Genomic DNA, 21,737 nt, shown 5'->3' on the forward strand with positions numbered 1-21,737 from the left:
TAAACAAGCAATTGTAAATTTCAACCTGCAAATTCTACCAATCTGAAGTTTTGGTAATTTATAATCGTTTTGAATAATAAATCCCTGTAAACCGACTGAAAAGCATTTCTCCACTCGCCGGAGAACCGAGCTGTTGAAGGTTGAAGCAGGATGATTGTTTCTGGTCACTACTAACCTTGAGAACCATAGGGCTCTATGTTTTCTTGAAGTAGTAAATGAGGAGAAAGAACACTTTTAAATATTTCATCGCCTTAGTAATGTGATACTCTATCATTTTAACCAAAATATTTAAATCCCGGGCAATGTCTTCTGCGGCATCTCTCGATTTTAAAAGATCGTATAAAAAGCAATACAATCGGGGGCTGCATTTAATACATAGCCCTATAAAACTCAAACACTTTCCTTCATTCAAACCTTTGATAAGTAGTATTTCAGAATCAATCATCGCAGAAGTGATTTCTTTTTTATGAAAAAATCACGTTAGATACGAAAATAGTAAAATCACTTTCAAATCCTATGCTGATACTGTAAAATACATAACAGAGCAATGATCTGTATCTACTTTGTTTATTATTACCGGAGGTTGCAGATTGGCTGCTATTAATGCTTCCTTCAGGAGAATTGACCTACCCCTTTTAACTGGATAAACTACACCCGGAAGTAGAGGAAGCTGACGAAGAATCGTGTATTTTTGGGCAATGCACACATTATGAAGCTCTATTACGGCTGCCAAATACGGGGATGCTCCAAAACAGTTTGCCCATTATGAATAATATTCATAATTTGTGAATCAGTTAAAAATAACGACACGATTACCCCCGTTTGTCGTTTCAATTTTTAACCCGCTCTGTTCACATACCACGGTTGTGGTATGTACTCCGCCTTTCATAAGACCGGTTGATAAAGAGGCCGCCCTCGGCCTTCGAAACTTCGGGCGGCCCACAGTTAACAACGAAATTCTTCGTTATTCTAATCGCCTAAATTAATCATTATGGCAACACTTAACGAAAAAGAAAGTCGTGATTTTGTTTCGCAGGTCATTGTCATGGTCGATCAAAATGCCAGCATGCTTACCGATGCCGGGTTCGATCCTACCGCTCGCTCTGCCGAGCTAAAAACAAAACTGCAAACAGCCGACGAAGCCGAGGGTGAGCAACAAAAAGCCCAGGCCATTGCGCTCGATGCCACCAAACATGCCAATGCCACACTTCGAGTGGCTTACGACGATGCATCGGCTTTCATAAACCTGATTGAAGGTTTACTGGGGAAAGACAACAGCCTGGTGCATCAATTGCGCCAGCTACGCAAAAAGTAATTTTGCAATCGTTAAAAGTTCCGCTTCCAAACTGAGGCGGAATTTTTTTTGTCCCATTCCTCCCAACTAAAACCCCTATTTTCAACACAAAAAGAAGAAAGCCATCTTCCGTCAGCGAATCGTTCTACCCCATCCGATGATGGCTATCTTATGGAAGAGGAAGGCTATCGGGTAGAAGATCAGGAAGATCTTATGGAAGATGATGGTTCTACCCCGCCCGATGGACATTCTCGGGCATAAGATGAAGACCATCTTCCATCAGCGAATCGTTCTACCCCGTCCGATGATGGCTATCTTATGGAAGAGGAAGGCTATCGGGTAGAAGATCAGGATGATCTTATGGAAGATGATGGTTCTACCCCGCCCGAAGGACATTCTCTGACATAAGATGAAGACCATCTTCCATCAGCGAATCGTTCTACCCCATCCGATGATGGCTATCTTATGGAAGAGAATGGCTCTACCCTTAATACAAAAAGCGCCCAAAGCCCTATTTTATTAGGTTTTGGGCGCTTTTGCAGTTAATATTGGGATGTTTTAATCCATCTTGCTTATAAATGAAAGCTTAGGAAGAACTGATATTTTCAAAATCATTTCATATCTGGATACTTGTACAAGCCGACTTCAGCAATTGTAGGTTGCAATCTTGACTCTAAAATTCGAATTCTAAACTCGGATGCCTGAACCGGATCAAAATGTAAAAGTCTTTTATAGCCAACTGTGGTCCCTTTAGCGGCAACCTTCCATTCCTTACCATCCCAATACTCCAATTCAAATTTTTCAATCCGCTGACCAACTCGAATATTTTCCTGAAGACATAGTACATCAACCAATTGTGGTTTTGGTAAAGTAACCTGAATTACTCCATTCTCTTGATTGGCCGACGATATCCAGTGTGTTGAATTATCCTGGTCTTTAATTTTTTCAACATTCTCTCCATCAGATTTCAAACTGGCATCGGAAATATAATTTGTTCCATAAAGTTTATCAATTCCTGCTTTTAAGCCTTGAAGTGACTTTACATCATTCTCATGAATTAGTCCTCGTCGATCTGGAGGTAAATTCAACAACAGAACACCATTACGTCCGACTGAACTAAAATAAATATCCATCAACTTTTGAGGAGATTTAACCAAGGTATCTTCTTTTTCATGGTAAAACCATCCGGGACGAATGGAGACATCAGTTTCGGCAGGGTACCAGATTAACGCTTTTGCATCGGCAATAGCTGTGCGACTCCCCAAATCCTGTTTCGTAAAATCCCCTTGAGGAACAAAATTCATATTTATTTGCGAATCAGAGGCTATCAATTCTTGGTCTTGCATATCTGCAGGAAGAACACTCCACTCAGTTTCGCGGCCATAACCGGTTTCGGTTCCAACCCAACGAACATCAGGCCCCATCACTGCAATCACCGCTTCTGGTTGGAGCTCCCGAATCAAACCATAGTATGCTTCCCAGTCATAAACCTGTCGTTTACCATTGGGGCCTTCACCACAAGCACCATCAAACCAAACCTCATCAACTTTCCCATAGTTTGTAAGTAGCTCCGTCAATTGATTCATGAAGTATTCATTATATTTAGGAGAATCGCCATAAACGGATGAGTTTCGATCCCAAGGCGACAGATAAACCCCAAAACCAAGGTCAAATTCGCGACAGGCCTCTGCAACTTCCTTAACAACGTCACCTTTCCCCTCTTTCCATGGGCTTTGCTTTACGGAATGGTCAGTGTATTGGCTTGGCCAGAGACAAAATCCGTCGTGATGCTTTGCCGTTAAGACGACTTGCTTGATTCCAGACTCTTTACATACTCTCACCCATTGCCTGGCATCAAATTCGGTTGGGGTAAAGAGCCTTGGATCCTCACTGCCATCCCCCCATTCTCTTCCTGTAAAAGTGTTGATTCCAAAGTGGAAAAAAGCAATAAACTCCAGCTCTTGCCAACGTAATTGCCTTGGCGAAGGAGTAATATTAGCTGCAACTTCAACAATATCGTCAAGAGTTGCTCCTGGTTCAATAACTTTATAATTGGATTTGACTCCATTCGTGTCTTTCTGACTGTTACAGCCAGTCATTACAGATAGTGCTAATAAAAAAATAACTAAACCTTTCATTTGTCTTTTTTTAAGGTAGAAAAATACGAAGTCTGCATTATTCTCTTTTAAGAACAATACAGACTTCGTTATCATTTACAACACAATTCTAATTCCAGCCAGGATTTTGTGTCAAATTTGGATTCAAACTTAGTTGATCTGTCGGGAGTGGATTTAGGTATAACTTGTCATCCCATGTTCGGGACGAATTCGCGTAAACCTTCAATAGTTTTTTATCGGCTCCATCCCAATCTGTGAACTCATAAAACGAGCGACCTTCGAATTGATTAGTGCCTCCAAATAGTTTTTTATAACGTTCGATAACCTCATCATTAACCGACATTCCCAACATCGTTTTAGGATTTTCAATTAATACACCCGCATTCCACCGACAAATATCATCCCAACGAAAACCTTCAAAGGCGAGTTCAATTCGACGCTCTCTTCTGATTTCATATAATAAAGGTGAAATGGCATAACCATACCTTGGTTGTCCATCAACCAAAGCAAGTGGATCTTCAGCAGGATTCAGAGATAAACGCCCCATTTCAAACACCCCAGGTTCATCAAGCCGTTCTCTTAACTTATTTATGGAAAGATCGATGTCGGGTTGAGAGATCGTGCCCAATTCTGCTTTGGCTTCAGCGTAAATCAGCAATACTTCAGCATACCGAAAAACATACCAATCATAGGTTGTCTGATTGGCTTCATTTTGTGCAGGAACGGGATCTCTAAATTTTGAAGCCAAATAACCTGTTGGACACTCATTTACTGCGACAGTTGTTGCTGGATAAGAAATTGGACGTGATCCATCCAAATAATATGGTAAATTCTTATTATCAACCATATTTCTTAAACGAGGATCTCGATTGGTCATTTCCAATTGTAACGAATCATCTCCTTGGTAAAGTGGACTCAGTGCGATTGGAAGCCCATCAACACATACAAACGATTCGATAAAATCCTTACTAATCCCCCATCCTGTCTGGTTCACTTGCCTGGACAAACCATGCATCAATTTATCTTTTACATAGATCCTGGGAAGTACACATTCTTGATTACTGGTCAGGTCTTCCTGAATGAATTGTTGGCGATAAAACAATGGATAATCCTCAAACGTGAAAGGTGCATTCCCCTTTACAATAGCATAATTCCCCTCATCCATAATCTGTTTCGAGGCAGTAGCAGCCTTTTCCAGATAAGACTCCCAACCACTTAAGTTCCGGTATTTCATCCAGGTACCTTCAAACAAACAAACACGAGCTAAAAGCTGAAGTGCAGCAAACTTATGAAGACGTCCATTTTCAACATCTTGCGGAAGTTTTAGATTTAAAGCAGCAAACTCTAAATCTTCGATTACTTTGTCTATAACAAACTTTCGTGGATCCCGAGCATTAAAAAGAAGCTCGTCGTCTGTCGTGATAAGGTCCTTATCTAACCAAGGAACATCTCCAAAGGCTTTCACCTTATTAAAATATTCATGGGCTCTGAAAAAACGAATTTCCCCTACATAGTGAGCGATCTCTTGTTCATCACCTTCCACCGTCTGATAATGAGATAAAAAATAGTTGACATTACGGATATTACTCCAATTGCTAATTGCCCATCCACCTCCACTTCCGGGAACGGTGATGTTGTTAAACAGACGGTTATCTGGAGAGTTCGTAACACAATTATCGCTCGTATTATCAAGCCATTGACTTGGAGAGGAAAGTGTTGTATAAAAGTTATTAGCATACAACTTCAGATCATCGGTCTTCTTCCAAAAATTGAGATCTGTGATTGCATCTTCAGGAACTGTATCTGTTACATCACACGCTCCCAAGGCCAACACAAACCCTATAAGAATAATTATAAATTTATATCGTTTCATATTTTACTAGTTTAGCATTTTAAAAAGTAAGATTTAAACCAAAAGAATAAGATTTTGGGACTGGATAGCTCATTAAATCAGTATTCTCGGGATCATAAAGATCAGATAGCTTCGTAATTGTAAAGATATTTTGCCCTGTAAAGTAGAAACGAACTTTATCAATAGGGCTTCTATAAATCCACCTTTCAGGAAGTGTATATCCTAAAGTTAATTGCTTCAATCTTATATAAGAAGCATCTTGAAGATACAAAGTTGAAGCCTGTCGGTTTCCATGTCCTCCATTGATGTAGGGACGAGGTAGTCTGGCATCTTTGTTATCCTCTGACCAATAATCCAACGTTTCTTTCATTGGAACATCCCATTGACTTCCGATTCCAAAGAAACGGTTGCTTCCTGTCCATAAATCACGTTTTCCAACACCCTGAAAGAAAAGGTTTAAATCAATTCCTTTCCAGGAAGAGTTTATTTGCATTCCGTACTGGTAGCGAGGAGTACTATTACCAATAATAAGTTTATCCCCATGATCAGATAAAGTATTGCTGCCCCATGAAATTTCATCGTCGTCATTCTGATTAACATACTTAACATCTCCAGTATTCCATTGTCCTCCGTATAATTTAGATTGATCTACATGGTTGGCGATTTCTTCCTCAGTTTGAAATAAGCCACTTGCTTCATAACCCCATATTTCATTAATTTTTTGTCCAACATAGTAGTTCCCTAAATCTCCGGTAGGGTTGTCAAACTTCGTAATTTCAGACTGGTAATCGGCTATATTAAATGATACATTATAGGAAAAATCTTTGATTCGATCTTTCCATGTAGCTGTAAATTCCCATCCATAGGTCTTCATATCAGCCGCATTTTCCCTAGGGACACCGGTGCCTAATACTGCAGGTAAAGGCTTGCCTGATGTTAACATTCCAATCGTATTGCGTTGATAAACATCCACTGTTGCTAAAAGCTTGTTTTCCCAAAGCCCTACGTCTACACCAATATTCCATTGATTTACCTCTTCCCATGTAAAAGAAGGACTAACTAACGATCCCGGCGATACACTAACTGGTAAAATACCACCTAACATATAAGAAGTGGCCGTATTAATTCCATAATTTGAGATATAAGGGAAATCGCTACTGCTTACAACTTGGTTTCCTAAAGAACCATAAGAAGCTCTCAACTTTGCTTCGCTAACAACATGCTTCAAACCGTCCCAAAAGCCTTCTTCAGAAAAACGCCAGGCAGCTGAAACAGAAGGGAAAAATTCAGCACGGTCTCCTTTCGGAAACTTTGAAGAACTATCGTACCGTCCATTAGCTTCCAGGAAATATTTCTCAGCATAATTGTAATTAAATCTGAAAAATGCTCCTTGCACCGCCCAAGAAGAAGCACTACCATTCACGTAATCTTCTCCGGTAGCCCGGTTTATTGCCGGGAGATCATTATCAATCAGGTTTTCGCGTTTCGCATAAAACCATTTCAGATCTTTGGTCTCCTGGTTGTACCCCACAAGAACTTTAAAATTATGGTCTTCAAGCGATTTCGTGTAATCGGCATAAGCATTCAAAGCCTTGTAGTAATCATTGCTATTCTCTAATGCTACTGAGTTGGGATTTACCCAAGGATAAATGTTTGATTTACCAGGTTCTGCCCAATATTCAGAAAATAGTCTTGAGGTACGCTCTTTATTCCATGAATATGGATTAAAGGTGTAATCAACATTTACTTTTACATCTTTTATCGGTCGGATTTCAACAGCTCCAGTTAACCAGAGATCGTTTACTTTGCGCTGATCATAGCCTCCTTCTGCTCCAACAGCAAAGGGATTGGTAAAAGATCCTTGTCCTGCCCAATTACCATCAGGATGTCTTACCGGCATCAAAGGGCGAAGATCGTTTTTTAGTTGTCCTGAATATTCTGATATTCCTGACCAGCCATTGCTACCTCCTGAAGGGTGATCTTCAAAAGAATAAGTATACTTGGCACGCCCTGAAACGGATATCCATTCTAATACATCAACATTTAGATTCAAGTTTATATTATGACGTCGGTAAGTATCATCATATGATCTTAAAAAACCATTTTGATCTAAATATCCATACGACATAAAATATTGGATCTTTTCAGTTCCTCCCGAAAGACTGGCATTTACTTGTTTCAGAATTCCATTTTGATAAAGTTCACTTGCCCAATCGGTATTTCCTGCATAATTATATTTTCCATTCGTGTCTATTTCCGGATCATAATAAACTGGGGAGTTATTAACTGGATCTTCGTAATATTTCAATGCATGATCCATTAACCTTTGATCAAAGTAATTGCTTCCTCCTGCATTTATACTAGCCGTATTCATATATGTGATATACTCCCAGCTATCAGCATACTTAGGAATATTGGTCGCTGAGGTTACCGTATACGAACTCGAAACATTCAGTTTAGGAGCTTGTTCCCGCTTGCCCTTTTTTGTTGTTATTAAAATCACCCCATAAGCTGCTCTCGCTCCATAAATGGCAGCAGATGCAGCATCCTTCAAAACAGAGACACTTTCTACATCATCCGGGTTAAGAAGATTGGGATCTTGAACAACACCATCAACTAAAACTAAAGGACTTCCTCCATTTAAAGAAGTTGTTCCTCGAATATTGAACGTTGCGCCTTGCCCAGGAGCATAATTCTGAGAAACTTGCAGATTGGGAATTGTTCCCTGTAGTCCTTGCCCGAGGTTCGTTATTGGTCTATCCTCCAACACATCACTGGAAACAGAACTTACTGCACCCGAAAGATTTACTCTTTTTTGTGTTCCATAGCCAATAGCCACTACTTCTTCCAAACCAATGGCATCTTCAACAAGTGTAACATTAATTGTTGTTTGATTACCAACTCCAATTTCCTGAGTCCGCATCCCAACAAAAGAAAAGACCAAAATAGCATCTGCCGGAACGTTTTCAATGATATAGTTACCATCAAAATCTGAAATTGCACCTTGGGTTGTCCCTTTTATGATTACAGTAACTCCAGGCAAAGGTTGTCCAGATGAATCAGTTACTCTTCCGGTCATCTGCTTTTGCTGCCCTGCATTTGATGTTTCTCCAGTCAAAATAATCTGGCGATTATTTATGGTATAGCTGACATCTGAGTTTTCAAATAAGACATCCAAAACTTCTGTAATCGACTTTTCATTCAGGTTGAGCGAAACCTTTTTGTCAAGTGAGACCCCTTGACTATTGTAAAAAAAGAAGTAGTCCGTTTCATCTTCAATGATTGCCAGCACCCTCGTGATGGATACATTGGCAACATTCAGGTTTAGTCTCTGAGCTTGAGCAAAGTTGTCAACTGCAAATAGTTGCAAACTTGTCAAAATCATCAAAAAGATTGTTAATCTCATAATTTTTAGCAGTTTACTAACACTGGCATGAAAATACCAGTGGTCCTTTAGGAACCATTTTTTTTTCATAAATTTGATTTTTCATTGAGTTAATTATATACCTATGATTAATTCTCAAAGGACAGTGTTCGCACCACTGTCCTTTTTTTATTATTCAGCCCATATTGTCACATTTCGGTTTATTTGTTTAGTTTTCAAAGGCGTTGACAGTTCAATCATTTTCAAGACTTCACCCAACGTTTCATCTTGTATGGTTGCTTTAAAACTATATTCAGAGGTAGACACTCCTTCTTGCAATTCAATTTCACAGTTATACCATCGTTCCAATTGTTGAATAACTTCAGGTAAGGCAGTATCGTCAAAAATAAGCTGCCCGTCTTTCCAGGAAGTTATAAGCCGGGTATTTACCTTTTCAATGCTAAACTGATGGGTTGATTTATTTAAGCTTGCCTGCTGCCCCGGTACGAGCTGCGCTATTTCCTTTCCACTCGGAGTCAGCAGGGCAATTTTCCCCTCTTCAAGCGTTGCATTAAATTGAAGATCATTCGCATAATTCGACACATCAAACGATGTGCCCAGCACCTGAATATTTAACTCGCCGGTTTCCACAACAAATGGACGGTTTTTATCTGATGCTACTTTAAAGTAACCTTGCCCCGATAACTTTACGATCCGCTTCTTTTGCTCTCCAATGGCAACCGGGAACTCAAGTTTACTGGCCGAATTAAGCCATACTTCGGTTTTGTCCGGCAATGTAAAATGCACCCTTGATCCCGGAGTCGCTATTACTTCCTGCATCACAACTTGTCCGGAACCTGATTGATTTTGTTGAAATACGGTATAAAGCAAGAAAGAAGAAACAAGCAGTAAGGGAATAAATAATACAGCAGCAATCCGCATCAAATTCGTTTTCCAATTCGTGAGCCAGCGGTTTGACCTGGATTGATCTTTGGCAATAAAAGAAAGCAGCTTGGTCTGAATCAAGCTTAAATCTGCACCTTCTGCCTGCTCCATTTGGCTCATCGAATCCCAATGCCGCTGCATGAGCTCATTCAATTGCTCATCCTTGTAGGTTGCTTTAATGCAAGCTCTTAACACCTCCTTTTCTGACTCACTAATCTTCCCATACTGAAGTTTGTTAAGCCATTCTCTGCTATTAAATTGAGTTATTGCCATCTTTTTTTGTGTGCTTTTCATTCAGCTATACACACAAACATGTACTTCCCCCTATCGAAGAATGCTATTTTTATAAAAAAAGTTCGAAGAAAATGATTCCGGAGAATCCGTAAGAAAGCAACTCCTTTTTGATATCGCTAAATGCTGAGGTTATTTGATTCTCTACTGTTTTTACAGAAATACCCAGTTCTTGAGCAATTTCAGCATGTGTCAGGTTCCTCTCCCTGCTCAACCGAAAAACTTCCTGGCGTCGTGGTGGAAGCTTTTCAATAGCCCGCCGAAAAGCCTGATCCAGCTCTTTAAAATCCAGTTCTTCTTCTAAAAGAATATTCTTACCGGGATGAAGTTTGACATATTCCAAATAGGCTTTCTGATAGCCCGATTTCCGAATGGTATTCAAAATTGCATTTTTGGCGATGGTAAATAAATAGGATTCAAACGATCGCTCAGCCATTAATTCTTCCCGAACCTTCCAAACATTAAAGAAAACCTCTTGAACAATCTCTTCTGCTTCTTGCCTGTTTTTCAAGTAGCTTAAGGAAAAATGAAAAATTCGTTGACTGTACTTTTCAAACAAAATCTGAAAAGCACGTGACGAACCAGACTTTAATTCAACAACCAAGTCCTTATCCTGATATAATTTTACCTTATCCAAGTGGGGCCAAATTATTAGGTTAGAAAATCAAAATTAGGGAATCTAATGAAACCACCAATTATGAAATATATTAAAACACTCCACACAAAACCTCTTCAATCAAACATAAAAACCTCATTTACTTCAAACTAAAGCCATAATGTGTGAGTGAAATTTTAGATATTCAATCACAAGTACTAAAAAAACCAGACTGAAGCTAATCTCCAGTCTGGTTAATCATTCTACCCTAATGAGGTTGATATGTCCTTATCGCACATTTAGCGACAGCCGGCATTAATTACCGATCAGATTTTGGGTTCCTGAAAATTGTCTGAATCTGATTCGTCCTCTCCTTTGTATTCCAAAACAAATACCGCAATCGAATCCGTATTCTTTTCATTCAGGCGAATAAAATAATCATACTTGCCTGTTTTTTCCAACTTCAGTGATTGATTGGGCAAAGCAAGTGGGTAAACCTTCGCGATTTCCTTGTCTTTAGGAACCTTAACAGTTAAACCACCTGTAACCGGGACATTCGTAACCAACAGGTAAGTTTTGCCATTGGTTCTGCTTTTAGTAAAGTATCCCCAATTCTGTTCATCCAGGCCAGCATAACCACAATCGTGGATTGCCTCCCCGTTTTTCTTCATCCATTTGCCAATATCGGCAGCACGCTCAGTTTCTTCCGGCCGAATGTTGCCAAGTCCATCGGGGCCAAAATTTATTACGAAGTTTCCATCCATTGATACGCAGCGAATAAGCATTTCCAACAACTCATTGCTACTTTTCACATGTCCTTTCCAGTTCGAATTATAGCCCCATTGGTTTTCCGGAATAGTCATGACACAATCCCAGTCATTACCGTTCAAAACATCAATATTTGCGGGGATTTTACGCTCCCATCCTTGCTCATAATCTCCCATCATGTCGCCATTGGCATCAAAGTGGCGATTGCCTTTTTCATCAGCCCGAAAGCGACTTCCGATAATCAAGCCGGGAATCATTGAGCGCAGTTCTTTTCCAAGCTCATCAGCAAATTCAGCTTGTTCAACCCAGGCTTTATCCCAGGTACCGTCAAACCACAAACCTTTTGTTTCGGGATACAAATCAAGCAATTCCACCAATTGGTTGCGGGTAAACTGCTTGAACTCTTCGTAAGCCGGACGTTCGTCATCACTTTTAATTTTGCTGCGATAGCCCGGATGATTCCAGTCGATAATCGAAAAGTACAAATAGACATCAATTCCTTCGGCGGTATAGGCTTTTACTAAATCACCTACAATATCTTCTTTATAAGGTGAATTTTCAATGGTATAATCGGTGTATTTACTTGGCCACAAACAGAAACCATCGTGATGTTTTGTGGTGATAAGCATGTATTTGGCTCCCATCTCTTTGGCTTGACGGGCCCATTTCTTTGCATCAAAATCTTTGGGATTGAACTGTTTGTATAACTGATCGTACTCATCTCGCGGCATCTCATTCCACGCACGAATCCACTCTGCCGCACCCGGATAAGCTTTTCCGTTCCAGTATCCTCCGGGAATGGCATAAACGCCCCAGTGGATAAACTGCCCCAACCCATAGTTACGCCAAGTCTCCATCATCGCATCGGTGCGTCGCCCCAACCGGTGTGCGCCATGCTCCAAGGCAACAGAAGCTCTTTTGGGTTTTTCATAGAATTGAGCATGGCCCGGAGCACTTAATCCAATTAGAAAGATTACTAAACAAAGAATCACGTTTTTTCTCATAACTAAAATTTCACAAGTGATCTATTTATTTGATTATTTCTTCAAGGTTGTCGGCCATCTTCTGATGTCATTCAGGCTTTTGTTCAACCTGGTTTTCATTTCAGGAGATCAAGCCAAATCAATTGTTAGGTTATTAGCAAACGAAGCAATTTCGAGGAGTTCAATACAGGCTCAAAATTGCTTCGTTTGTGTTATTCATGATGAAGTAAGGAATTGAGTTACTTCTCCAATTTAATTTTGCGGTTCAAAGCTTCCAGAAAGTAGTAATCAGCGTAGTTCAACGGAACATCAATCTCAACGCCGTGAGGAATACTTCCAACCGAATGCATTAAAATGAAATTTCCGTTTTCGCCCAGCGGTGCACGATAGGCATCGCTTCCTAAACTATGCATAATTTTATCAGCCCAACCTTTGTAAAAATCATAGTCGGCATAACCAGCCATTTCGTACAAAGCCGATGCCATAATAGTTGCGGCAGATGCATCACGCGGCGCATTTGGAATTTCCGGCACATCAAAATCCCAATAAGGAACGAAGTCTGCCGGGAAGTTTTTATGGTTGATTACGAAGTTGAAAGCTTTCTGTGCGTGCTCCAGGTATTTAGGATCTTTTGTTTCACGGTAGCAAACAGTGAAACCATAAATTCCCCAGGCTTGTCCGCGCGCCCAGGCTGACTCATGAGCATACCCTTGAGCGGTTTCCCGGGCACGTACCGAACCATCTTCCAAACTGTAATCCACGACGTGATAACAGCTATAATCCGGACGGTAGTGGTTTTTGATGGTGTTGTCGGCATGTTCTACGGCCAATTGGTAGAAACTTGAATCGCCACTCAACTTGGTTGCATTAAACAGCAGTTCCAGGTTCATCATGTTGTCAATAATCACAGGGCACTCCCAGCCTCTTTTTGACATCCAGCCTCCGGTAACGTTCCACGATTGAATGACTCCTGCTGTTGGACGGAAACGTGTTGCCAATGATTTTGCAGCCTGAACAATTACGTCAGCATATTTCGGGTTTTTAGTCAAGCGATAACCGCTTCCGAAGCTACATTCAATCATAAAACCAACATCATGGTGCCAGGTCAAGTATTTAACTGAGTCCAACGCTTCGGTATATTTCTGTGCATAAAGCAACCAATAATCATCGCCGGTTAACTCATACGTTTGCCACATGGAGCCGGGGAAAAAGCCGCTGGTCCAATCTTCCCGGCGGATGTAACGAATCTTGCCATCATCCACCGTTCTTGGGTTCAGCACTTTGCCTGACGCTTCAATTTTTTCCACCTGTAATTTCTGTTGAGCAGCAGCAAACTCAATATTTTCATTGATAAAGTTCGACTCTTCACCTTTCTGCGGTTGACATGCAACGATGGCAGTTCCAAGCAGTAAGGCAGCAATACTGTTTTTCAATTTCTTCATTTGTTCGTATTTATATATTTCAGTAATAAAAAAATCCTGAGTTTTAATCGCTCCGGTTGATCTTCCGAAGCATCAAAACTCAGGAAAATATTTTTGTTGTTATTCTTCTACTCGTCCAGGCTGACGTCTGCCCGTTCCTTCTGAGTTGGTTAAATCATCGCCCAAGTCTTTTCTGGCTTCAACAGCCAATGCTTCCAGTTCTGCAAGCTTTTCCGGATAAAATTCCATGACATTGTAGCGTTCACCCGGATCGCGACGTAGGTCATACAAGCCTTTTTCAATCAAGGCATTTTCAGGTGTTTTCCCGGGTTGTCCGTCACGCCCTGGGGTATTGTTCTCATAAGTACGTCCGTGGTGCTCAAACACGAGTTTCCAGTCGCCTTTACGAACAGCTTCCAGGTTATTTCTTCGGTAATAGTACAAGAAGCTTGTTCTTGGTTTAGTGCTAAAATCACCTTGAATTAACTGGCTTAAATTAACTCCATCAATCTTTTTCTCAGGCATTGGGCTTTCCGCCAATGTTGCGATGGTCGGTAAAATATCAATTCCCGAAGTCAGGTAATTGCATACCGCCCCTTCTGGAGTTACGCCTTTCCATTTCATTACACAAGGTACGCGCTGGCCTCCTTCAAAAGTAGTTCCTTTACCTTCGCGCAAACCACCAGAGCTTCCGGCATGGTTTCCATAGGTCATCCACGGTCCATTGTCCGAAATCACAATGACCAAGGTATTTTCGGCTAAATTAAGCTGCTCCAAGGTCTGGTTAATTTGACCAATACTCCAATCAATTTCCATGATCACATCGCCAAATAAGCCTTGCTCTGATTTCCCTTTGAACATGTCTGAAACAAAAAGCGGAACGTGTGGCATGGGATGTGCCAGATACACAAAGAATGGATTTTCTTTATTCTTTTGAATGAAGTCAATCGTTCTTTTGGTAAAGTTCTGAGTAAACTGCGATTGATCCGGATTTTCCTGAATCACTTCATTTCCTTCAAACAAAGGAAGTGGCGGATAATAGTTCTTATTAACCGGATGATTTGGCCACATATCGTTGGAGTACGGAATGCCAAAAAACTCGTCAAATCCATGCTGAAGTGGCAAAAACTTTTCGCGGTGTCCCAAGTGCCATTTCCCAAAAGCAGCTGTCGCATAGCCTTTTTCTTTTAGTAACTCAGGAATGGTTTGTTCATCTGGATTTATGCCGATCGTAGCGCTGTGATCCAGAGCACCATGAAACCCAACACGGTTCGGATAACAGCCGGTTAAAAGTCCTGCCCGCGATGCGCTACAAACAGCCTGCGGAGAATAGAAATGTGTAAAAACAATCCCCTCGCCTGCCATTTTATCAATGTTTGGAGTCGTAAAACCGGTAGCTCCATTCAAGGAGACATCTCCATAGCCCATATCGTCCATGTTGATAAGGACAATATTGGGTAGACGATCGTTTTTCGGTTTTTCGGTAGTTGCACAAGAAGCCAAGCCTGCAATGGCCACGCAACCAGTAATAACTGCTCTCATTCGTTTATTTTTTGTATGATATTTAGATACTGACATTCAAATTTTAGCTATTCGGATATTCCGATTTTTTTGATCTTCTTAGCAAACTTACTCAGGTTGAACAACAAAAGAGTAAGTTCCTTTTGAACGAAGTTCTGTTGCCGTAAAAGTTAATCGATAAAGACAATCGCCCCATACGTTCGACAATCTTGGATCATCCAGCGAAATCCGTTCAATAGTAGGCTTAAAGCCTACTGCATCATATCTCAAACTCACGTTTCCTCCTTTTGCATGAATCAGGACAAGGCCCGACTCATCAATCTGAGGTTTTTCGCGTGTTAAAAAGTTCACTTGGTTATGCGCTTTAGCTTCGTTCAATTCAAAACGATCGGTAATTGAAAAGCGCTCTTTGCCTTTGAACGCATAAGCCCGTTTCCAACTTTTCACAGCAGCTTCTTCCGGATAAGCTTGTTCCAGGTTGGCTGAAAACTGTCGTTTCCCAGCATCAAACTTAACTGAGCTTGCTTTATAGTTGCTTCCGTACTTCTGTGGCACACCATTGATCATTGGCAAATTGTGGTAGTTGCTTTGCATGGTCCAAATAGAGTACCGCTCGCTGCTAAACGTTTGGCGGGTGTATGTTCCAACTCCGGCATCAACCAGCACCGGCTCGTTATTGTAATACAAAATGAATGTTCCGGCATCGTTGTGGTTGTGGCTTTCATTATTGAAACCGCCTTTCCCTGCAAAAAAGAAACCGTTACTTTGGCGCATGTAGCAAAACTCCGTTTGCGGATACCATACCGAAGCTTCAGTGTCTAAGGAGGGGGTTGTTTCTTTCAATTCCTGAAAAATGGTTAAGTTTTCCAAGGTGCGAAAAACATCACGTCCGTGAGACAGCCCGGAAGGATTATTTTCCCGCTGATAAAGATAAGCGGCAAACTGTTTCAGCAAATCGCTGTCAACGGCTTGTCCGTAACGGAAAATGGTTCCCATAGGACCTCCACCTTTGGCTGATGCATCTGCAAAGTTGACTACCCAGCCGTTGCCAATATAGGATTTTGCAATGTACTCACCCATATTGCGGATTTCAGGCTCATCAAAAAGTGTTACCTCTCCTCCGGTTGCTGTGGTCAGCAAGTCGAGGTAGTCGAATAGTTTCCCGGCTGCGTGTCCCCAGTACGAAGGGCCTTCCTCGCAAGCACCGTCAGCATTGACATAGTTGATGAATTTATCGACAGAAACCATGGTCCGGTGAACAGCTTCAGCTAATTTCTGTTGATCATCTTCGATCAGCAAAAAAGCAGCCAACACATTTGAATTACACCATGGATTCCAATTGTTTACCATCGTTTTTGGAGTGGCATGAAACGCTTGCCACCAATAGTTATCGCGCTCCATGTATGGAACCATAATTCGCTCACGAAGGTTGTCAACCAAACGCTGATCAACCAATGGGTTCACTTTATCCAACTCATCTTTTAAGAAATAATGCACCCAGGCCAACATTGAGGCAACATCGCCAGCGGTCAGGTCAATCACCTCTTCCTTATGAGCGGGCAAAGGTGTTCTTACCGTTTGAGCCCTTGAAATATGAGCCGAAAGTGCCCAGGATGTCATTTCGCACGAAAGCCAAACGCCATTGACAATCTGATCAATAAAACGACCTTCTCCTTCAGCAAGTTCAGCCAGGAAAAGAGCTGCCAAGGCATTGTTGTTTTCGCCAAAGGGTTTTTGCATAATATTGCGGTTACCACTTCTCTCAAATTCGAGGTAAGCTGTGGCCGGAACGACGTTCCACTCATAATCAAGGTAAGTCTTACCTTGGCGAATTAATTCGTCTTTCAGACCAGCTGTTAGCTTGTCCCAAGCGGCACGATCCGCGTAATCGGGATAAGTCACCCACTTCTGAGCAGGGATCAAGCTTTGCTTTAGTTGGCTCAGACTTGCTTCCTTTTGCAAGAGGTCTTTCTGCTCCCAGGCTCCGGCAGAAAAAACCGAGAAAAAGGTAATTAGTAGTAATAAAGTTGTAGTAGTTTTCATATGTAGTTTGATTGAATATTATTTTTTCATCACAGGTTCGGGGTGCTCATTAATGTCAAACGGATTGAAATAATATAATCCAGCTTCTTTGTACTGTTTGAGGTGCGGCTTCAAACGTTCCAGAAAGTCAGCATAGTCTTTCTGACCTTTATCGGACCATACCGATTCGGCCATTGCGGCCAAACGAGGAAACAACAGGAAATCAAACCGTTCAACGGAATCCACCGTTTCGGTCCAAAGGTTAGCTTGAAACCCAAGGACCAAATCGTGATCTTTTGCAGCAACCGGAAGCTGGTCAATCGAAAAGCTATAAACGCTTTCCAACTGGTTAAAACCACCAGCCCAGCGGCGTCCAACTTGATGTTCGGGGTGTTGTACAAAATCGAAATAGAGCGGAAGACGAGGACAGATAACTGTTTTATGTCCGTTTTTCAAGCCCAATTCAAATTGCTTGGGTTGGTCGTGCCGCCACCAGAAAATAATGCTGTTATCCTTAGGCAACCCAGCATTGGCCATCTCATCCCAAACCAATACCTGGTTATTCATATTTAAAATCGAATCGGACATCCGGCGCATGAATAGGTTTTCAACGGCCTTCAAATCTGTTAATTTTTCGGCTTTCATCAATTGCTGAACAGCAGCGTCAGTTTTCCATTGATGGTTTCCAAAACTGACTTCATCGCCACCAACATGAATCATTTGCGACGGGAAAAGAGCATCCACCTCGCGCAAAATATTGGTTAGGTATTGGTAAGTACCTTCTTTGGCCGGATGGAATGTAAACTCAGGGTATTTTACGGAGCCGCCACCACTAAATTCCGGGTAAGCCCGATTCGCCGCAGTAGCATGTCCGGGCATATCAATCTCTGGAATGATCACAATGTGACGTTCGGCTGCATAAGCAACAATCTCTTTAATATCTTCCTGCGAATAGTATTGGCAAGCTGCTTTTTTGTCTGAATGATTACCTATTCCTCCAACTTCGGCTAGTTTCGAATAATTCAAAATCTCGATCCGCCAACCTGGTTCGTCTGTTAAGTGCCAGTGAAAACGGTTTAGTTTATAATAGGCCATCCAGTCGAGCAAGGATTTAACTTTTTCCTTGCCAAAAAAGTGCCGGGATTCATCCAACATAACACCGCGCCAACCATAAGCTGGAGTGTCTGAAACACTCACACAAGCAATTGAATTATTTTGACTATTGTTTGCCAATTGCAGTAATGAGATTATGCCGTAAAAGGCACCTTCTTTTGTTTCTGCCTGAATCGTTATCTGGTTGGGAGTAATGGCTAACTTGTACAACTGACCATTATTCAATTTCGTTTTTTCCAGAACAATTTCTGCATCCCGATTATTCTCAACGATTGTGCTCGAAAGCTTGTGGTACCGAAGGAATTCTTTTTGTAAGAAGTAGATCTCATCGGCGAAATCCGTTGAACTCAGAATACGTAAGCCCGCATGCAATTTAAACTGGCCTTCCCCTACAGTTGATGAAGTAGGTGCAGGAATTACACTTGCATTTATTTGGGCCCAAAGAGGCTGAATGACAATTGATAAAAGCAAACTAAGAAGTAGGTTTTTCATTGGTATTGTGTTTAGTCGTTCAAACAAGCAAAAGAGCATGGATAGCTCCCCTAAAATCATAATCAATTATTTACTTTTTCTTGACTGTTCGAAGATAATTAAAAGAAGTGAAATCGATTGCACAAATTTTATTCAAACCCAATTTTATACATTTTTTTTTGAGCCATTTTTGGGGAGAAAAGAACATCTCCTCTCCCCAAAGCCATTCCTATCGTACAATTCTAGTTGAGTCCTTCAAACTCTTCTTGCTGACGTTCAATCTCTTTTAGCTTTAACTGATTCAATTCACGTTGCGTTTGCTCCAATTTCTTCTTCAACTCGTTAACTTCCATGGATCCCGAACTTTTCTCGCCATCTTGTATCGCTTGTCCAAAGCCAGCAACAGGCTCTTCCTTATATATAAACGGTATCTTCGTAGGAATACTTTCAATAACCAACTCTCCTTTCTCAAGACCATTAATTCCTTCAAACGCAGGCTTTGCAACAACGGTTATTTTCCCTGGGGTAGTCGTTGAACGAATCAATGCGGGAGCGGTTCCCCATTCAACTTGGCGTGGATTGGCTCCAATAGTCGCATCACCAACCAGGCTACCTTCCCCGCTAACTTCAAAATAGATCTCATCTTCGCATAAACGCTTGACATTACCTCGATCGTCCACAACAAAAGCAACGACTGTGAGCAGGTCAGATCCATCAGCTTGCAAAGGCGCTCCAGCATGATCAGCCTTTAACACAATACGTGTTTTTCGCCGGGCTGGCATACGGGTACTGGTTGTTACCACCTTTCCATCTACAATCCCTTCAGCGACAACGGTTGCCTGGTCAAACTTTCGGGCCCGATGCAGTTTCTTCTCTTCCATGAAATCGAACGCATCCTCAAAAACAACGATTGGGTGTTTAATACCAGGTTCATCATTTCGTGCTTCTTTCGTTCCAACCTCTTTTCCAAACACGGTTAACCGAACCTCATCACAGTTGGTATAAACTGTAATGTCTTTACTTGAAAAAGGTGAAAGCTCATTCGCAATATAAACCATGGGGCCATTAGCGACATTAGGAACTTCCAGTTGCGGATCGCGCTGACTACGAAACATATACCAAGCGTATTTTGGCTGCCGGAACGCATCCATGATCCCGCCCCAAAAAGGATCGGGATGATAACCACGCTGGTGGTCAAACGAATGCCACATGGTTCCCCCCACATGCTGACGAGGCGTTTTATACAACCGATCGATACATGAAAACGGATAATCGGGTTTGGCATAGTGATTGGCTTGGATCAACTGGGGTACTTCTCCCCAACTAAGCGGCATCCGGCTTGTTGAATTGTGTGAAGACCAGTCATCCACATTGTCGCCCCATTCGCGCGTAAAAACCGATTGCTCCATTTCATATTCATCACGCGGGTGAGCAAAAACAACATCAAATATCTCGGTTGTTTCAGGGTGCGATGGCGATAAATCGGCTGCCGTATAGGCTCCCTGGTAAGGAAATTCTTCGTGTACAATATTGTGAACTGTTTGCGCAAACTCTCTTGGATAATGTGTTTCGTTAAGAATTGGTTCCCAAAGCATAACACATGGATGGTTACGGTCACGACGGATCATATTGCAGATATCGCTGTAAACACGTTCGCTAAAGATTGGCTTTTTGTTGTAAAACTGCCAACCAGGAGTCGCGACAATAACCAGCATGCCCAACTCATCACAAGCATCCATGAAAGCAGGATCTTGTGGGTAGTGGGCAGAGCGAATCACCCGAAATCCGGCTTCACGTAATTTTTGGACATCGCGCCAGTGCATATTATTCGAGATGGCATTCCCCACATAGGCAAAATCCTGATGACGATTGCCTCCAATCAACTTATCTTCAAAAGGTTTATTATTAATATACAGGCCATCTCTTCCCCGAAATTCAATTTTTCGAATACCAATGCGAGTTCGGACAGCATCAATCTCACTTGAAGAACGCCCCAAAACTCGAGAATCCAGCTGGTATAAATTTGGATGATCGGGATGCCAAAGCTGCGGATTATCAACTGTTATTTTCTGCTTAACCGTTCGACTTTCACCAGCTTTCATTGTCAGGCTGCTTTGGGTTTTACCTACAGCTTTATCCGCTTCATCACGAATTATTGACTCCAGCTTCACGGTTTGTTTCTGTCCCGACTCATTCAAGACGTGCGTTTCAACAACAACTGTTACCTGCTTTTCAGAAAGATTTTCGTAATGCACGAAAACACCACCTCCAGCTACCACGTCCGCAAAATTGGGATTGGTGATGTGAACTGGATTTGTTTCAACCAGCCAGACATCACGGTAAATACCACCAAAGTAGGCAAAATCCATTGTCCTCTGTGGTTTACCCGGAGGGTAATCCGGATCGTCGCTGTTGTCGGCCATCACAGCAATAACATTGTCTTTTCCAAACTCAACATAATCTGTTACATCCACAATGGATGGCAAAAAACCGCCAAAGTGTGATTTCACAAGCTTTCCATTGATCCATACTTTTGACTTGCCCATAATGGCCTCAAAATGTACAAATAACTTTTTATCGGCCTGCTCTTCGGTTAGTTGAAAATGCTTCCGATACCAAGCAACGCCCTGGTAATTTATCCCACCGCTTGCCTCCTCTGGCAGCAATTCCAATCCATGTGGAACATTGACCAGTTCCCATGCTGAATCCTCAAAGCCAGCTTGCCAGGCATTTTCCACATCGCCTTTGAAAAATCGCCAACCAACATTAAAATTATATACGGTTCGCCCTTCACTTCCAGCTTTATAAAAACCTGCATGCGAATAGTCTCTGGCACGAATGTCGATTGACTCTCCCGGCCATTGAGCCGAAACTCCAACTGAAACAATGGACAGCATACATAGGGTAATCCATCTCAAAAAACATCTTGTCTGCTTCATTCTCTATACTATTATTTTTTCACCCGATATCTGACAGTCGC

At 41.6% G+C, this 21,737-nt stretch carries 12 protein-coding genes; 1 reads left to right on the forward strand and 11 read right to left on the reverse strand.

The features are described 5' to 3' along the window. The first annotated feature begins 991 nt into the window (after nt 1-991). Nucleotides 992-1,315 carry a hypothetical protein gene (locus tag ACRD6K_RS05055; protein ID WP_430972323.1) on the forward strand — a complete coding sequence of 108 codons (324 nt, stop codon included), beginning with the start codon at nt 992-994 and terminating at the stop codon, nt 1,313-1,315. Between the two features lie 590 nt (nt 1,316-1,905). On the opposite strand, the gene ACRD6K_RS05060 is transcribed toward ACRD6K_RS05055, so the two are convergent. The 11 genes from ACRD6K_RS05060 to ACRD6K_RS05110 form a co-directional block, all read right to left on the reverse strand. Beyond that, the gene (locus ACRD6K_RS05060) at nt 1,906-3,507 is read right to left on the reverse strand and encodes an alpha-L-fucosidase (RefSeq protein ID WP_430972324.1); all 1,602 of its coding nucleotides are present in this window, start codon (nt 3,505-3,507) and stop codon (nt 1,906-1,908) included. Between the two features lie 13 nt (nt 3,508-3,520). Further along, nucleotides 3,521-5,284, reverse strand: a complete 1,764-nt coding sequence (locus tag ACRD6K_RS05065) for a RagB/SusD family nutrient uptake outer membrane protein (RefSeq protein ID WP_430972325.1) — start codon at nt 5,282-5,284, stop codon at nt 3,521-3,523. 19 nt (nt 5,285-5,303) lie between these two features. Beyond that, nucleotides 5,304-8,738, reverse strand: a complete 3,435-nt coding sequence (locus ACRD6K_RS05070) for a TonB-dependent receptor (protein ID WP_430972326.1) — start codon at nt 8,736-8,738, stop codon at nt 5,304-5,306. 81 nt (nt 8,739-8,819) lie between these two features. Continuing rightward, a complete protein-coding gene (locus ACRD6K_RS05075; RefSeq protein ID WP_430972327.1) occupies nt 8,820-9,845 on the reverse strand; it encodes a FecR family protein in 1,026 nt (341 codons plus the stop codon). A gap of 70 nt (nt 9,846-9,915) precedes the next feature. Then, entirely contained in the window at nt 9,916-10,500 is a 585-nt protein-coding gene (locus ACRD6K_RS05080; RefSeq protein ID WP_430972328.1) for an RNA polymerase sigma-70 factor, read from the reverse strand. 284 nt (nt 10,501-10,784) lie between these two features. Further along, nucleotides 10,785-12,230, reverse strand: a complete 1,446-nt coding sequence (locus ACRD6K_RS05085; protein ID WP_430972329.1) for an alpha-L-fucosidase — start codon at nt 12,228-12,230, stop codon at nt 10,785-10,787. A 218-nt stretch (nt 12,231-12,448) separates the two neighbouring features. After that, a complete protein-coding gene (locus ACRD6K_RS05090) occupies nt 12,449-13,651 on the reverse strand; it encodes a glycoside hydrolase family 88 protein (RefSeq protein ID WP_430972330.1) in 1,203 nt (400 codons plus the stop codon). A 99-nt stretch (nt 13,652-13,750) separates the two neighbouring features. Further along, nucleotides 13,751-15,172: a sulfatase family protein gene (locus ACRD6K_RS05095; protein WP_430972331.1), complete on the reverse strand. Its 1,422-nt coding sequence runs from the start codon at nt 15,170-15,172 to the stop codon at nt 13,751-13,753. A gap of 87 nt (nt 15,173-15,259) precedes the next feature. Continuing rightward, entirely contained in the window at nt 15,260-17,194 is a 1,935-nt protein-coding gene (locus ACRD6K_RS05100) for a heparinase II/III domain-containing protein (protein WP_430972332.1), read from the reverse strand. An 18-nt stretch (nt 17,195-17,212) separates the two neighbouring features. After that, nucleotides 17,213-18,778: a beta-N-acetylhexosaminidase gene (locus tag ACRD6K_RS05105; protein WP_430972333.1), complete on the reverse strand. Its 1,566-nt coding sequence runs from the start codon at nt 18,776-18,778 to the stop codon at nt 17,213-17,215. 221 nt (nt 18,779-18,999) lie between these two features. Continuing rightward, nucleotides 19,000-21,696: a glycoside hydrolase family 2 TIM barrel-domain containing protein gene (locus ACRD6K_RS05110; protein WP_430972334.1), complete on the reverse strand. Its 2,697-nt coding sequence runs from the start codon at nt 21,694-21,696 to the stop codon at nt 19,000-19,002. Between the last annotated feature and the right edge of the window lie 41 nt (nt 21,697-21,737).

It is taken from the genome of Sunxiuqinia rutila (assembly GCF_050589705.1).
In the GTDB taxonomy this organism is placed as follows: Bacteria; Bacteroidota; Bacteroidia; order Bacteroidales; family Prolixibacteraceae; genus Sunxiuqinia; species Sunxiuqinia rutila.